General features: G+C 67.8%; 14 protein-coding genes. 8 read left to right on the top strand and 6 right to left on the bottom strand.

The window, feature by feature from the left end:
* Window positions 1–122 (top strand): integrase core domain-containing protein (locus ACSFA2_RS25015; RefSeq protein ID WP_435458037.1); only part of this gene is annotated, 122 nt, incomplete at its 5' end.
* On the opposite strand, the gene ACSFA2_RS25010 is transcribed toward ACSFA2_RS25015, so the two are convergent.
* Window positions 119–895: a glycosyltransferase gene (locus ACSFA2_RS25010; RefSeq protein ID WP_435458036.1), complete on the bottom strand. Its 777-nt coding sequence runs from the start codon at window positions 893–895 to the stop codon at window positions 119–121. The two genes, ACSFA2_RS25015 and ACSFA2_RS25010, sit on opposite strands and share 4 nt — an antisense overlap.
* Window positions 896–942: 47 nt before the next feature.
* On the opposite strand from ACSFA2_RS25010, the gene ACSFA2_RS25005 reads away from it, so the two are divergent.
* From ACSFA2_RS25005 to argB, 3 genes are read left to right on the top strand one after another with little or no spacing between them, the layout of a single operon-like run.
* Window positions 943–2,037 (top strand): glycosyltransferase family 4 protein, encoded by a 1,095-nt coding sequence (locus ACSFA2_RS25005; RefSeq protein WP_435458035.1) that lies wholly within the window; start codon window positions 943–945, stop codon window positions 2,035–2,037.
* Between the two features lie 28 nt (window positions 2,038–2,065).
* Window positions 2,066–3,394, top strand: coding sequence for a flippase (locus ACSFA2_RS25000; RefSeq protein WP_435458034.1), 1,329 nt, complete (start codon window positions 2,066–2,068; stop codon window positions 3,392–3,394).
* Entirely contained in the window at window positions 3,391–4,284 is an 894-nt protein-coding gene (gene argB, locus ACSFA2_RS24995; RefSeq protein WP_435458033.1) for an acetylglutamate kinase, read from the top strand. The genes ACSFA2_RS25000 and argB overlap by 4 nt, the downstream gene beginning before the upstream one ends.
* Window positions 4,285–4,306: 22 nt before the next feature.
* Here argB and galE read toward each other — a convergent pair whose 3' ends face one another.
* Entirely contained in the window at window positions 4,307–5,326 is a 1,020-nt protein-coding gene (gene galE, locus ACSFA2_RS24990) for a UDP-glucose 4-epimerase GalE (protein WP_435458032.1), read from the bottom strand.
* Between the two features lie 137 nt (window positions 5,327–5,463).
* On the opposite strand from galE, the gene slmA reads away from it, so the two are divergent.
* From slmA to ACSFA2_RS24970, 4 genes are all read left to right on the top strand, one after another.
* On the top strand, window positions 5,464–6,114 hold the full coding sequence (gene slmA, locus ACSFA2_RS24985; protein WP_435458031.1) for a nucleoid occlusion factor SlmA: 651 nt from the start codon (window positions 5,464–5,466) through the stop codon (window positions 6,112–6,114).
* A gap of 146 nt (window positions 6,115–6,260) precedes the next feature.
* A complete protein-coding gene (locus ACSFA2_RS24980) occupies window positions 6,261–6,863 on the top strand; it encodes a DUF1326 domain-containing protein (RefSeq protein WP_286648122.1) in 603 nt (200 codons plus the stop codon).
* A 120-nt stretch (window positions 6,864–6,983) separates the two neighbouring features.
* Complete coding sequence (locus ACSFA2_RS24975; protein ID WP_435458030.1) at window positions 6,984–7,799, top strand: DUF2182 domain-containing protein; 816 nt, start codon at window positions 6,984–6,986, stop codon at window positions 7,797–7,799.
* Complete coding sequence (locus ACSFA2_RS24970) at window positions 7,792–8,667, top strand: DMT family transporter (protein ID WP_435458029.1); 876 nt, start codon at window positions 7,792–7,794, stop codon at window positions 8,665–8,667. The genes ACSFA2_RS24975 and ACSFA2_RS24970 overlap by 8 nt, the downstream gene beginning before the upstream one ends.
* A 38-nt stretch (window positions 8,668–8,705) precedes the next feature.
* Here ACSFA2_RS24970 and ACSFA2_RS24965 read toward each other — a convergent pair whose 3' ends face one another.
* From ACSFA2_RS24965 to ACSFA2_RS24950, 4 genes are all read right to left on the bottom strand, one after another.
* Window positions 8,706–10,142: a catalase gene (locus ACSFA2_RS24965; protein ID WP_435458028.1), complete on the bottom strand. Its 1,437-nt coding sequence runs from the start codon at window positions 10,140–10,142 to the stop codon at window positions 8,706–8,708.
* A gap of 189 nt (window positions 10,143–10,331) precedes the next feature.
* Window positions 10,332–11,390, bottom strand: coding sequence for a malate/lactate/ureidoglycolate dehydrogenase (locus ACSFA2_RS24960; protein WP_435458027.1), 1,059 nt, complete (start codon window positions 11,388–11,390; stop codon window positions 10,332–10,334).
* A gap of 13 nt (window positions 11,391–11,403) precedes the next feature.
* A complete protein-coding gene (locus tag ACSFA2_RS24955) occupies window positions 11,404–12,930 on the bottom strand; it encodes a UxaA family hydrolase (RefSeq protein ID WP_435458026.1) in 1,527 nt (508 codons plus the stop codon).
* A 21-nt stretch (window positions 12,931–12,951) separates the two neighbouring features.
* Window positions 12,952–14,346, bottom strand: a complete 1,395-nt coding sequence (locus ACSFA2_RS24950) for a TRAP transporter large permease (RefSeq protein ID WP_435458025.1) — start codon at window positions 14,344–14,346, stop codon at window positions 12,952–12,954.
* Window positions 14,347–14,363 lie beyond the last annotated feature (17 nt).

Below are 14,363 nucleotides of genomic sequence, written 5' to 3'. Positions count from 1 at the left end.
CCGAGGCCCTGGCCAGCTGGCAGCATCACTACAACTGGCATCGACCGCACAGCGGCATCGGGGCCATCGCTCCGATGTACAGACTCAAATCTGCAAACAACCTCTTGACGGTTCACAACTAGCCCGCTGGATTGCTTGATCTTGCGCGAAGGCGCCAGAAAGGCCTGGACGACCAGACCTTGAGCAGGCTTGTGGCGTGCCAGTAAAAATGCCGAAGGCTTCGGTGACTGGCGCGGCGAGCCTCATGAACGACCGTGAGGTTTTCAGCGGATTGCAATCTCCACCCCGCCAGCCGCGTCCGCGCGCAGATGTCGAAATCCTCCCCATACATGAAGAAGCGCTCGTCGAAGCCGCCGATCGCCGCGTAGGTCTCGGTGCGAAAGAGCATGAACAGCCCCGGGATCCATGCCGGCACCGTGGGCCGCACATAGCCCGGCCGGCGCCGCGTGAGGATCTCCAGCGGCGTGATGATGGCCCGGTGCTGCTCCGGCTCGGCCTTGCCGGGCTCCAGGATGCGCGGGGTGAGCAGGCCGCTGTCGGGCACGGCCTGCGCGATCAGTGGCGCGAGCACGTCGCGGTCGAAGCGGATGTCGGGGTTCAGCACCAGGAACCATGGGGTGCTGCAGTGCCGGAAGGCCTGGTTGTGGTTGGCGCCGAAGCCCTGGGGCACGCTGTTCTCGATGCGCTCGATCGGAAACCGGAAGGCCGCGTCGCCGAGCACATCGGTTTCGGGGATGTTGATCGTGAGGACCACCTTCTCGATCATGGCGCCGCTGAAGCGGTCGAGCTGTTCGAGCAGCGGCAGGATCAGGCCCAGTTGCCCATGGCTCACGACCGAGACGGTGATGGGGCGGTGTTGAGGCGGGAGGGGCGCGATGGGCGGGGAAAAGGGCATGGTCTAATTTCGCTCAGGAATTCTAGGTTCCTTCACCCCCTCTCCTCATGATTGCCCTGATCGTCATCAGCTTCGTCTTTTCCGCCTTGGCCGTGCTGGTGGTCATGCGGCGCGCCCGCAAGCATGCGCGGCGCTACGCGGCGGACATGCCGCAGCGTTTCCACAAAGGCCATGTGCCGCGCCTGGGGGGCGCGGGCGTCTTCGTCGGCACGGGGTTGGCATGGCTCTCGGCCGGCTGGTTCGGCGATCCGTTCAATGTCGGCTGGCCGGCCACGGCCTCGGGCCTGGTGCTGCTGTGCATCGCACCGGCGGTGCTCAGCGGCATCACCGAAGACGTGACGCAGCGCGTGCCGGTGCGCTACCGCCTGGCGTTGACCATCGGATCGGCGCTGCTGCTGTGCTGGGTGCTCGGGCTCGGGGTGCACCGCACCGGCTTCTCCCTGGTGGATGGCTGGATGCGCGTCGCGCCCTTCCTCGCCGTGCTCCTGGCCGTGGTCGCCATCGGCGGGCTGCCGCATGCCTTCAACATCATCGACGGGTACAACGGGCTGGCCGGGACGGTGGCGGTGCTGGTCTGCCTGGCGATCTCCCACGTGGCGTTGCAGGTGGGCGACCGGCAACTGGCCGCGATGGTCATCTGCCTGTTCGGCGCCACGCTGGGCTTCCTGATGTGGAACTACCCGAGCGGCAAGATCTTCGCGGGCGATGGCGGCGCCTACGTCTGGGGCATGGTGATTGCCGTGGCCTGCGTGTCGCTGGTGCAGCGGCATCCCACCGTGTCGCCGTGGTTCCCGATGCTGCTGCTGATCTATCCGGTGTGGGAGACCGTGTTCTCCATCTACCGCAAGGTGGCGCGCGGCCAGTCGCCCGGCATGGCCGACGCGCTGCATTTCCACCAGCTGATCTTCCGGCGCATCGTGCGGGTCGCCTTCAGCGACGACGAGGCGCGCCAGCTGCTCGCGCGCAACAACCGCACCTCGCCGTATCTGTGGATGTTCGCCGCGCTGTCGGTGGTGCCTGCGGTGCTGTTCTGGAACAACACGCTGGTGCTGATGGGGTGCACGGCCCTCTTCGTGACCACCTACGTGACGGCCTACCTCATGATCGTTCGCTTCAAGGTACCGCGCTGGCTGCGGCCTTGAGGCTGCCCCGCGTCGCCATGGCCCGTTGATGTCCCTGCGAAGCAACGTGCTCTGGAACCTGGCCGGTGCCGGGCTTCCGCTGCTGGTCGGCGCGGCGCTCATTCCGTATCTGGTCCGGAACCTCGGCGTCGAAGCCTTCGGCATCCTCACGCTCATCTGGGCCCTCATCGGCTACTTCAGCTTGTTCGATCTGGGGGTGGGGCGCGCCCTGACGCAGCAGGTCGCGCAGAAGCGGGTGGCCGGTCGCTCCGACGAGGTGCCGGCGCTGGTGAAGACCGGGCTGCTCTTCGCGGGCGCGATGGGCGTGCTGGGCGGCGTCGTGCTGGCGCTGGCGGTCGAGCCGCTTGCCGCGCGGGGCCTGAAGGTGTCGCCGGCGCTGCACGCGGATGTCGTGCAGGCCTTGCTCATCGCGGCTGCGGCGGTGCCGCTGACGACGCTCACGGTCGGCCTGCGCGGCGTGCTCGAGGCGTACGAGGATTTCCGCGCGGTCAACCTCCTGCGCCTGGTGCTGGGCATCGCCACCTTCGGCTTGCCGGCCCTGAGCGTGATGCTGTTCGGGCCCTCGCTGAGCTGGATCGTCGCCGCGCTCATGGGGGCGCGGCTGGTCTTCGTCGTGGCGCACTGGGTGCCCGTGCGACGACATCTCGGCCGCGGCCTGGCCGGGGTGCGTGCAGGGCGACGGGAGCTGCACCAGCTGCTGTCCTTCGGCGCCTGGATGACCGTGTCGAACGTCATCAGCCCGCTCATGGTCACGGCCGATCGTTTCGTCATCTCCGGCGTGCTGGGCGCCGCCGTCGTGGCGTACTACACCGTGCCGTCGGAAGTGCTGTTGCGCGTGCTCATCCTCCCGGGTGCGCTCACCGGCGCGCTGTTCCCGCGGCTGGCATCGCTGATGGCCACCGACATGGCGGCCGCGACGCGGGTCTACCGCCGGTCGCTCCTGCTCGTGGCCGTGGTGCTGGTGCCGATCAGCGGGGCGCTGGCCTTCGGTGCGCACGGGGGCCTCTCGCTGTGGCTCGGCGAGGCGTTCGCCGACCGAGCCGCGCCGGTGACGTCCATCCTCGCCCTCGGGCTCTTGTTCAACGGCGTGGCCTTCGTGCCCTTCGCGGCCGTCCAGGCGGCGGGCCTCGCGCGCATCACGGCGCAGTTGCATGTGGCCGAAGCCTTCGTCTACTTCCCGCTGCTGATCGTCGGGCTGCATGCGTTCGGCCTGGCCGGTGCCGCCTTCGCCTGGACCACCCGCGTCGGCATCGATCTGGTGCTGCTGCTCGTCGTCGCGCGCCGGTCGGTGTTCATCCGACCACCAGGCGCGGGCATGCGGCACAATTTGCCCACCTCCGAACCGGAACGTCCATGACCGACCCCGTCCTCAACATTCCTCCCCGCGACAAGGCCGAGATCCTGGCCCAGGCGCTGCCCTACATCCGCAAGTTCCACGGCAAGACCATCGTCATCAAGTACGGCGGCAACGCCATGACCGACCCGGCCCTGCAGGCCGACTTCGCCGAAGACGTGGTGCTGCTCAAGCTCGTGGGCATGAACCCGGTCGTGGTGCACGGCGGCGGCCCGCAGATCGAGGCGGCGCTCAACAAGCTCGGCAAGAAGGGCAGCTTCATCCAGGGCATGCGCGTGACCGACTCGGAGACGATGGAAGTCGTCGAATGGGTGCTGGCCGGCGAGGTGCAGCAGGACATCGTGGGCCTGATCAACCAGGCCGGCGGCAAGGCCGTGGGCTTGACCGGGCGCGACGGCGGCCTGATCCGCGCGCAGAAGCTCAAGCTGGCCGACCGCAACGACCCGGCGCTGATGCACGACGTCGGTCAGGTCGGCGAGATCGTCTCGATCGACCCGAGCGTCGTCAAGGCGCTGCAGGACGACGCCTTCATTCCCGTCATCAGCCCGATCGGCTTCGGCGAGGAGAACGAGAGCTACAACATCAACGCCGACGTGGTGGCCGGCAAGCTGGCCACCGTGCTCAAGGCTGAGAAGCTGATGCTGCTCACCAACACGCCCGGCGTGCTCGACAAGGCCGGCAACCTGCTGACCGACCTGAGCGCCCGCGAGATCGACGAGCTCTTCGCCGACGGCACCATCTCCGGCGGCATGCTGCCGAAGATCGAAGGCGCGCTCGATGCGGCCAAGAGCGGCGTGAACGCGGTGCACATCATCGATGGCCGCGTGCCACACGCGATGCTGCTCGAGATCCTGACCGATCAGGCCTACGGGACGATGATCCGCGCGCGCTGAGGCGCTGCCGGCTCAGAAGTTCTCACTCGTAGCCGCGCGGGTTGCCCTGCTGCCAGCGCCAGCTGTCGGCGCACATCGCGTCCAGGCCGCGCTTGGCACGCCAACCCAGCGTGGCCTCGGCCAGCGATGGGTCGCCCCAGTAGGCCGGCACATCGCCGGGCCGGCGGGGCCCGATGTCGTAAGCGATCGCTTTGCCGCTGGCGCGCTCGAAGGCCTTCACCACCTCCAGCACCGACGCGCCGGTGCCGGTGCCCAGGTTCAGCGTGACCAGACCCGGCGCCTTCTCGGCGTGGCGCAGCGCCGCGACATGGCCTTCGGCCAGGTCCATCACGTGCACATAGTCGCGCTGGCCGGTGCCATCGGGCGTCGGGTAGTCGCCGCCATGCACCGACAGCTTCTCGCGCAGGCCGACCGCCACCTGGCACACGAAGGGCATCAGGTTGTTGGGCTTGCCCTGCGGGTGTTCACCGATGCGGCCGCTCTCGTGCGCGCCCACCGGGTTGAAGTAGCGCAGCAGCGCGATGCGCCAGTCGGGCTGCGCCAACTGCAGGTCGATCAGCGCCTCTTCCACCATGCGCTTGGAGCGGCCGTAGGGGTTGGCCGGCCGGCAGGGCGCGTCTTCGGGAATGGGCGAACGGTCGGGCTCGCCGTACACCGTGGCCGACGACGAGAAGATCAGCGTCTTCACGCCCGCGGCCTGCATGGCGGCGGCCAGCACCCAGGTGCCGTGCACGTTGTTCTCGTAGTAGGTGATGGGGTCGGCCACCGAGTCGCCGACCGCCTTGAGGCCGGCAAAGTGGATGACGCCGGCGATGTCGTGCTGGTCGAACACCGTGTCGAGCAGCGCGCGGTCGCGCACGTCGCCCTCGATGAAGGCGGGTCGGTGGCCGGTGATGGCGGCCAGTCGGTCGAGCACGCGCACGTCGCTGTTGCCGAGGTTGTCCAGGATGATCGGCACGTAGCCCGCTTCGATCAGCGCCACGCAGGTGTGGCTACCGATGAAGCCCGCGCCGCCTGTCACCAGAATGTTCTTCTTGTTCATCGGATTCGTGATTCGGTGTCGAAAGTGCGTATTTTGCGCGACTGGTCATACGCACCGGTGTGACCCTTTCGCGACGGGTTGGCACGCACTCACGTCGCTGTGCGAGAATCATTTTTTTACATATGCGCACGCCGCCCATGGAAAACGAAGAGTTCAGCGCGCCGGCCCCCGACGCCGCTTCGACACCGGACGCGCCAGCCCCGGCCGTCCGCAAGCGGCCCAAGCCGGGCGAGCGGCGCGTGCAGATCCTGCAGACGCTGGCGGCCATGTTGGAGCGCCCCGGCGCCGAGCGCGTGACCACCGCGGCGCTGGCGGCACAGCTCGAGGTCAGCGAAGCCGCGCTCTACCGCCACTTCGCCAGCAAGGCGCAGATGTTCGAGGGGCTCATCGACTTCATCGAACAGAGCGTCTTCACGTTGGTCAACCAGATCCTCGAGCGCGAAAGCGCCGGCAAGGAGCAGGCCGCCCGCATCGTCACCATGCTGATGCAGTTCGCCGAGAAGAACCCCGGCATGACGCGCGTGATGGTGGGCGATGCGCTGGTCTACGAGAACGAGCGCCTGCAAAGCCGCATGAACCAGTTCTTCGACAAGATCGAGTCGACGCTGCGCCAGGCACTGCGCGACGCCGTCATCGCCGACGGGTCGGACACGCCCACCGTCGATGCGCAGGTGCGCGCGGGCGCGCTCACGGCCTTCGTCGTGGGGCGGCTGCAGCGCTTCGCGCGTTCGGGTTTCCGCCGCCTGCCGTCCGAGCACCTCGAAGCAACGATCGCATTGATCGTTTGAACGGCGGCCCGCCCTGCGCGCCCCACCGTTTCAGCGACACGCCCAAGCACTCGACTTGCTTCGTTGCCGGGCGTAGGATCGATGCCCCTTGCCGCCGAGTCGCGGCGACAAGTCCATGTTCGTGTGGCTTCTGAACGGAGGTTCGTATGAGCTATCACCTGGAAGGTCGCCTGCTCGAGGTATGCAACTGCAACGTCCTGTGTCCCTGCTGGATCGGCGAGGACCCTGACAACGGCACCTGCGACACCATCGTCGCGTGGCGCATCGACAAGGGAACGATCGACGGCCTCGATGTCGGCGGCAACACCATCGCGGCCGTGGCGCATGTGCCCGGCAACATCCTCGAAGGCAACTGGACGGCGGCGATCTTCGTCGACGACAACGCCTCCAAGGCGCAGGAAGAGGCGCTGCTCAAGGTCTACACCGGTCAGGCCGGCGGACCGATCGCCGACCTGGCCAAGCTCATCGGCGAGGTCGTGTCGGTCGAGCGGGCGCCGATCCGATTCACCGTGAACGAAGGCAAGGGTGAACTGAAGATCGGCCAGGACTACTACGCCGAGCTCGAGCCCTACCGCGGTGCGACCGGTGGCCAGACCGTCCTTTCCGACACGGTGTTCTCCACGGTTCCGGGCGCGCCGGTGTTCGTCGGCAAGGCCCCGACCTATCGGTCGAAGAATGCTGCGCTGGGCATCGACCTCGACATCAAGAACCACAACGCCCTGCAGAGCATCTTCGTCTTCGACGCATGAGCCGCCGGGCCGCTCCCAAGGCGAATACCGCAGCGCGCAGCGCGGAGGTTATCCAATGAGCGCTGCGCCGGGCCGCCCCCAGCAAGCTCGCGCCGCAGTGCGAAGCACGAAGGCCACCCCATGACCCCGGCGGCCGGCTCGCCGCCGCGCAACGTCTCCCGCCACCGTCGCGTGTTCCGGCCGGTTCTTGCTGCACTGATCGCGCTCGCGTGGATGGCGTTGTGGGCCTGGGCGCGCAGCCCTTACGGGCGGTACCTCGAACATGGCGATTGGACCGCCTCGGGGCCGGCCGCGTTCCTGTGCCAGGTCGTGCCCGCCGGCGACGTGGTCGTGCCCATGGTGCTCTACGCCGCCGCGTGGATCCTCATGACGGCGGCCATGATGCTGCCGACCACGCTGCCGCTGTTCAATGCCTTCGACCGGTTGACCGAGGGGCGGCCGGACCATGGGCGCCTTCTCGTGCTGCTGGGGCTGGGCTACATGGCGGTGTGGGGCGCCTTCGGGCTGCTGGCACACGGGCTCCACAGCGCGGTGCTGGCCCTGCTCGCCAGCGCGCCGACCTTGGCCTGGCATGGCTGGGTGCTCGGTGCCGCGACCATCGCGCTGGCCGGAGCCTTCCAGTTCAGCCGTCTCAAGCACCGGTGCCTGGAGAAGTGCCGCACGCCGTTGAGCTTCGTCATCGAGCACTGGCGGGGGCAGGCGCAGGCTTGGCATGCGTTCGCGCTGGGCACCCACCACGGCCTGTTCTGCGTCGGCTGCTGCTGGGCGCTGATGGTGTTGATGTTCGCGCTCGGCACCGGCAGTCTCGGCTGGATGCTTCTGCTTGCGGCCGTCATGGCGATAGAAAAGAACCTTCCCTGGGGCCATCGCCTGAGCGCGCCGCTCGGGTTCGCCTTGCTGGGCTGGGCCGTCTTCATGGTGGCGATGCATGTCTGAAGCGCGCGGCGGCCCGTCCACCCTGCGGACCATCGCACTCACCGCAGCGGCCATGGTCGCGTTCGCAGCCAACTCGCTGTTGTGCAGGCTCGCGTTGCAGCATCGGGGCATCGATCCGGCCAGTTTCGGCAGCATCAGGCTGGTTTCCGGGGCGATCACGCTGGCCCTCTTCGTGCGGCTCAGGGCGCAGCCGTCTTCGCCCGGCCGTGCCGGCTGGCTCGCCGCCGTCATGCTGTTCGCCTATGTCGCGTTCTTCTCTTTCGCCTACCTCAGCCTGACTGCGGGCACGGGCGCGCTGATCCTGTTCGGTGCGGTTCAGCTCACGATGCTTGGCGCGGGCCTGGGCGCCGGCGAGCGCTTCGGGCCCGTTGCATGGTTCGGTTTCGTTCTGGCGGCAGGTGGGCTCGTGTACCTGGTGTCCCCCGGCATCGCCGCGCCGCCGCTTCTTGGCGCCGTGCTGATGGCGGTGGCGGGCGTGGCGTGGGGCGTGTACTCGTTGCGTGGGCGCGGCGTGGCCGACCCGCTGGCCGCCACCGCGCGCAACTTCACGCGGGCCGTGCCGCTCGCGCTCGCGCTGAGCCTTGTTTTCGTGGCCAGCGCCCATGCGGACGCGACCGGCGTCGCGCTCGCCGTGGCTTCCGGCGCACTGACCTCGGGCCTCGGCTATGTCGTCTGGTATGCGGCGCTGGCCCGTCTTTCGGCCATGCAGGCGGCCACCGTGCAGTTGTCGGTGCCGCTCCTGGCTGCATTCGGTGGCGTGCTGCTCCTGTCGGAGGCGATCACGCCGCGGCTGGCTGCCGCCTCGGTGGCGATTCTGGGCGGCATCGCGCTCGTGCTGAGCCAGAAGTCGCGCAACGCGCGCGGCTGACCGACGTGCGGCGCTCGCGTGCCGCGCGTGCAGCGCGCTCAGCCCGGTTGCTTGAGCGCCCGCGCCACGCCCGCGCCGTAGGCCGGGTCGGCCTTCGTGCAGTGGTCGATGTGGCGCTGCTTGATGAAGTCCGGCGCGTCGCCCATGGCCCGCGCGGTGTTCTCGAACAGCACCTGCTGCTGCGCCGGCGTCATCAGCCGGAACAGGTCGCCCGGCTGCTGGTAGTAGTCGGCATCGTCCTCGCGGAAATTCCAGAAGTCGCCGTTGCCGTTGATCTTCAGCGGCGGCTCGCGGTAGTCGGGCTGCTCCTGCCAGTGGCCGAAACTGTTGGGCTCGTAGTGCGGCGTGCCGCCGTAGTTGCCGTCCACCCGCATGGCGCCGTCGCGGTGGTTGCTGTGGACCGGGCAACGCGCGGCGTTCACCGGAATCTGGTGGTGGTTCACGCCCAGGCGGTAGCGTTGCGCGTCGGAATAGGCAAAGAGGCGCGCCTGCAGCATCTTGTCGGGCGACACGCTGATGCCGGGCACCAGGTTGTTGGGCGCGAAGGCACTCTGCTCGACGTCGGCGAAGAAGTTCTCCGCATTCTTGTTGAGCTCCACCACGCCGACCTCGATCAGCGGGTAGTCCTTCTTGGGCCAGACCTTGGTCAGGTCGAAGGGGTGGTAGGGCACCTTCTCGGCATCGGCCTCGGGCATCACCTGGATGGCGAGCGTCCACTTGGGGAAGTCCTGGCGCTCGATGGCGTCGAACAGGTCGCGCTGGTGGCTTTCGCGGTCGCTGCCCACGAGGGCGGCGGCTTCGGCGTCCGTCAGGTTCTTGATGCCCTGCTGCGTCCTGAAATGGAACTTGACCCAGAAGCGTTCGTGGTCCCCGCTGATGAAGCTGTAGGTGTGCGAGCCGAAGCCGTGCATGTGGCGGTAGCTCGCCGGAATGCCGCGGTCGCTCATCACGATGGTCACCTGGTGCAGCGCCTCGGGCAGGCTGGTCCAGAAGTCCCAGTTGTTGGTGGCGCTGCGCAGGTTCGTCCTGGGGTCGCGTTTGACCGCCTTGTTGAGGTCGGGGAACTTGCGCGGGTCGCGCAGGAAGAACACCGGGGTGTTGTTGCCCACCAGGTCCCAGTTGCCTTCCTCGGTATAGAACTTCAGCGCGAAGCCGCGGATGTCGCGTTCGGCATCGGCCGCGCCGCGCTCGCCGGCGACGGTGGTGAAGCGCGCGAACATCTCGGTCTTCTTGCCGACCGCGCTGAACAGCTTGGCGCGCGTGTACTTCGTGATGTCGTTCGTCACGGTGAAGGTGCCGAAGGCGCCCGAGCCCTTGGCGTGCATGCGCCGCTCGGGAATGATCTCGCGGTTCAGGTTGGCCAGTTTCTCGAACAGCCAGACGTCCTGCGAGAGCAAGGGGCCGCGCGGGCCGGCGGTCATGCTGTTCTGGTTGTCGACGACGGGCGCGCCGAAGGCGGTGGTGAGTTTGGACATCGCGGTTCCTTGGGAATGACGGGCTATCGAGAGCCCGTCGATTCTGGGTCGCTGCCCCACCCGCCGCCTCCCCCGACGGAGGGGTGCCTGCGCAACAGGCAATGTGGCGGAAAGCCTTGTGGCGTCAGGCTTTGCGCGCCGTGGTCCCGCCGCTGCACACAGTGTTATCCACAGAAACGCGGAACAACTTCACGAAACTGTCACACCGACTTTTTGGCCGGCCTGCACGATTTCGGACCAGGTCGCGTCGTCGATCTGGATGCCCTCGCGCTCGCGCGTGGCGCGCGCACGCCGCTCGGGTTCGCCGGCGATCTGCACGGCGTCGAAGCCGGCGCCCGCCGGGCTCTGGCGCAACCAGTCGACGAAACCGTTCGCTTCTGCTTCGAAGCTGGCTTGCGTGCCCAGCTTCGCAGGGTCGATCAGCACGGTCAGCATGCCGTTGAAGACCGAACGCGCGGTGTCGGCCGGCCGGTGCCAGGTGCCACCGCCGGTGAGTGCGCCGCCGAGCAGTTCGCAGGCCACGGCCATGCCGTAGCCCTTGTGCTCGCCGAAGGTCATGAGCGCGCCGAACAGGCCGCCGGGTTGCGGCACCACGACCACGCCGGGGTCGTCGGTGGGGCGACCCTGTTCGTCGATCAGATAGCCGGGCGGCACGCGCTCGCCCTTGTTGTGCGCGACGCGCATCTTGCCCTGGGCCACGCGGCTGGTGGCGAAGTCCAGCACGAAGGGTTCCGCGCCCGCCAGCGGCACGCCGATGCAGCACGGGTTGGTGCCGAAGCGCCCGTCGCCGCCGCCCCACGGCGCGACCACCGGCCGCGACAGCACGTTGACGAAGTGCATCGCCACCAGGCCCTGCGCCGTCGCCATCTCGGCGAAGTGGCCGATGCGGCCCAGGTGGTGCGCATGCGCCAGCGTGAAGATGCAGCTGCCGTGCTGCTTCGCACGCGCGATGCCCATTTCCATCGCCTCGACGCCGACGATCTGCCCGTAGCCGCCCTGGCCGTCGAGCGACAGCAGCGTGCCGATGTCCACCTGCACCTTGACGCCGGTGTTCGGTCGGAGGCCGCCCTCGGCCACGGCGTCGACATAGCGCGGCACCATGCCCACGCCATGCGAGTCGTGGCCGCTCAGGTTGGCCAGTACGAGGTTGGCCGCGACCTGCTCGGCCTCGGCGGTGGAACTGCCTGCCGCGGCGAGGACGCGGGCGACTTGGGTGCGCAGCTGCGCGGCTTGGATTTGGAGGGCCATAGGGGTTGGATGATCACATGACCGCGCCGACTTGCCACGGCACGAATTCGTTCTGGCCGTAGCCGTGTTGTTCGCTCTTGGACGGCGTTCCCGACGCGGTGGCCAGCACCCGGTCGAAGATGCGCTGCCCCATCTCCTGGATCGACACCGTGCCGTCGACGATCTCGCCGCAGTTGATGTCCATGTCCTCCTCCTGCCGCTGCCACAGCGCCGAGTTGGTCGCGAGCTTGAGCGATGGGGAGGGCGCGCAGCCGTAGGCCGAGCCGCGGCCGGTGGTGAAGCAGATGACGTTGGCGCCGCCAGCCACCTGGCCGGTGGCGCTCACCGGGTCGTAGCCCGGCGTGTCCATGTAGACGAAGCCGTGCGCCGTGACCGGCTCCGCGTACTCGTACACCGCCTCGAGGTTGCTGGTGCCGCCCTTGGCCACCGCGCCCAGCGATTTCTCGAGGATGGTCGTGAGCCCGCCCGCCTTGTTGCCCGGCGAGGGGTTGTTGTTCATCTCGCCTTCGTTGATCTCGGTGTAATGTTCCCACCAGCGGATGCGCTCGACCAGCTTCTCGCCGACCTCGCGCCGCACCGCGCGGCGCGTCAGCAGATGCTCGGCGCCATAGACCTCGGGCGTCTCCGAGAGGATGGCCGTGCCGCCGTGCGCGACCAGCAGGTCGACCGCCGCACCCAGTGCCGGGTTGGCGCTGATGCCCGAATAGCCGTCCGAGCCGCCGCATTGCAGGCCGATGGTGATGTGCGCCGCGCTGCAGGGCTCGCGCTTCACCGCATTGGCGCGCGGCAGCATGCCGTGGATGAGCGCCACGCCCTTCTCGACCGTCTTGTGCGTGCCGCCCGTGTCCTGGATGTTGAAGGTCTGGAAGTTCTCGCCCTCGGCCAGGTGCCCGGTCGTGAGCCAGGCGTTGATCTGGTTGGCCTCGCAGCCGAGGCCCACCACCAGCACCGCGGCGAAGTTCGGGTGCGTGGCGTAGCCGGTCAGCGTGCGCTCCAGGATCTGCATGCCCATGCCCTGTGTGTCCATGCCGCAGCCGGTGCCGTGCGTGAGCGCGACCACGCCATCGACGTTGGGGTAGTCGGCCAGCGCGGCCGGGTTGGTCCTGCGCGAGAAGTGGTCGGCGATGGCGCGCGCCGCGGTGGCCGAGCAGTTCACGCTGGTCAGCACGCCGATGTAGTTGCGCGTGGCCACCCGGCCGTCGGCACGTTGGATACCCATGAAGGTGGCTTCGCGTTTCGCGGGTGCGGGCTTCACGTCGGCGCCGAAGGCGTAGTCGCGCTCGAAGTGGCCCTTATCGGGGCCCATGTCGAGGTTTTGCGTATGGACGTGTTCGCCGGGCGCGATCGGCCGGCTGGCGAAGCCGATGATCTGGTTGTAGCGGCGCACCGGCTCACCTGGCGCGATGGCGCGCATCGCGACCTTGTGGCCAGCCGGGATCAGGCCGCGCACGGCCACGCCTTCGACCGTGGTGCCGCCCACCAGCTGGGCGCGCGCGATCACCACGTCGTCGGCGGGATGGAGGCGAATGAAGGGGGTCATCGTGGTTCTCTTTATCGGGGGCTAAAAGAACATTCTCGGCAGCCACAGTACCAATGACGGCACATAGGTGATCACCGCCAGTGCGACGAGCAGCGGCACCAGCCAAGGCAGGATCGCAATCGTCGTGCGCTCGAAGCTCAGTCCCGCCACGCGTGCCAGCACGAACAGCACCATGCCCATGGGCGGGTGCAGCAGGCCGATCATCAGGTTCAACACCATCACCAGGCCGAAGTGGATCGGGTCCACGCCCAGTTGCGTGGCGATGGGCAGCAGGATCGGCACGAGGATGGTGATGGCGGCCGTTGGCTCCAGGAAGCAGCCGACGAAAAGCATCAGCAGGTTGGCCAGCAGCAGGAAGACCCAGGCCTCCTTGGTGAAGCCGAGCACCCAGGCGGCGATGTCGGTGGTCACGCCGGTGGCGGTCAGCATCCAGCCGAAGATGGACGCAGCGGCCACGATGAAGAGCACGGTCGAGGTGGTCTCGACGGTGTCGAGGCAGACCTTGACGAACATCTTCCACGACAAGGTCTTGTACCAGGCGAAGCCGAGAATGAGCGCCCACACGCAGGCCGCGATGGCGCCTTCGGTCGGCGTGAACAGCCCGGTCGTCATGCCGCCGATGAGCAGCACCGGCGTCATGATGGGCAGCAGCGCTTCGAACTTGAAGATCTTATCCAGCACGAAGAGCGACGCCAGGCCCGCGAACACCGTCAGCTGTGGCGGCGTGCCCAGCTTGTCGACCAGCAGCCAGATCAGCAGCGGCCAGCCGATGACGACCGCCAGCTCGGTCAATGCCTTGAACAGGCGCGTGCTCGAGAACTTGACGTCGGCGCCCCACTTGTTCTTGTGCGCGAAGTAGGCGACCGTGATCATCATCAGGATGGCCAGCATCACGCCCGGCAGGATGCCCGCGAGGAACAGCGCACCCACCGACACGTTGGCCATCATTCCGTAGATCACGAAGGGCAGGCTCGGCGGAATGATCGGCCCCAGCGTGGCCGACGCGGCCGTCACGCCCACGGCGAATTCGGTCGAGTACCCGTGCTCCTTCATGGCCTTGATCTCGATGGTGCCCAGGCCTGCGGCATCGGCGATGGCCGTGCCGCTCATGCCCGCGAAGATCACCGAGCCCAGCACGTTCACATGGCCGAGGCCGCCCTTCATCCAGCCCACCAGCGCAAGCGCGAAGTTGTAGATGCGCGTGGTGATGCCGGCGTTGTTCATCAGGTTGCCGGCCAGGATGAAGAAGGGCACGGCCAGCAGCGGGAAGCTGTCGATGCCGCTCACCATGCGGTGAATCACCACGAAGGGCGGCAGCGATCCGGTGAACAGGATGTACACCAGCGAAGCGCCGGCCATGGCGACGGCGACAGGGATGCCACCGGCCATGAAGATCAGGAAGAATATTTTCAGCATGTCGTGGGCTCGTTCAG

It is taken from the genome of Variovorax cryoconiti (assembly GCF_051216395.1).
Taxonomy (GTDB): Bacteria; Pseudomonadota; Gammaproteobacteria; order Burkholderiales; family Burkholderiaceae_C; genus Variovorax.
Note: the sequence above shows the minus strand (reverse complement) of the source record. Positions and strands in the feature narration are given on the sequence as shown.

Coding starts and splice junctions, on each gene's coding strand:
- ACSFA2_RS25010 (WP_435458036.1), bottom strand. CDS start 895: ATGCCCTTTTCCCCGCCCATCGCGCCCCTCCCGCCTCAACACCGCCCC.
- ACSFA2_RS25005 (WP_435458035.1), top strand. CDS start 943: ATGATTGCCCTGATCGTCATCAGCTTCGTCTTTTCCGCCTTGGCCGTG.
- ACSFA2_RS25000 (WP_435458034.1), top strand. CDS start 2,066: ATGTCCCTGCGAAGCAACGTGCTCTGGAACCTGGCCGGTGCCGGGCTT.
- argB (WP_435458033.1), top strand. CDS start 3,391: ATGACCGACCCCGTCCTCAACATTCCTCCCCGCGACAAGGCCGAGATC.
- galE (WP_435458032.1), bottom strand. CDS start 5,326: ATGAACAAGAAGAACATTCTGGTGACAGGCGGCGCGGGCTTCATCGGT.
- slmA (WP_435458031.1), top strand. CDS start 5,464: ATGGAAAACGAAGAGTTCAGCGCGCCGGCCCCCGACGCCGCTTCGACA.
- ACSFA2_RS24980 (WP_286648122.1), top strand. CDS start 6,261: ATGAGCTATCACCTGGAAGGTCGCCTGCTCGAGGTATGCAACTGCAAC.
- ACSFA2_RS24975 (WP_435458030.1), top strand. CDS start 6,984: ATGACCCCGGCGGCCGGCTCGCCGCCGCGCAACGTCTCCCGCCACCGT.
- ACSFA2_RS24970 (WP_435458029.1), top strand. CDS start 7,792: ATGTCTGAAGCGCGCGGCGGCCCGTCCACCCTGCGGACCATCGCACTC.
- ACSFA2_RS24965 (WP_435458028.1), bottom strand. CDS start 10,142: ATGTCCAAACTCACCACCGCCTTCGGCGCGCCCGTCGTCGACAACCAG.
- ACSFA2_RS24960 (WP_435458027.1), bottom strand. CDS start 11,390: ATGGCCCTCCAAATCCAAGCCGCGCAGCTGCGCACCCAAGTCGCCCGC.
- ACSFA2_RS24955 (WP_435458026.1), bottom strand. CDS start 12,930: ATGACCCCCTTCATTCGCCTCCATCCCGCCGACGACGTGGTGATCGCG.
- ACSFA2_RS24950 (WP_435458025.1), bottom strand. CDS start 14,346: ATGCTGAAAATATTCTTCCTGATCTTCATGGCCGGTGGCATCCCTGTC.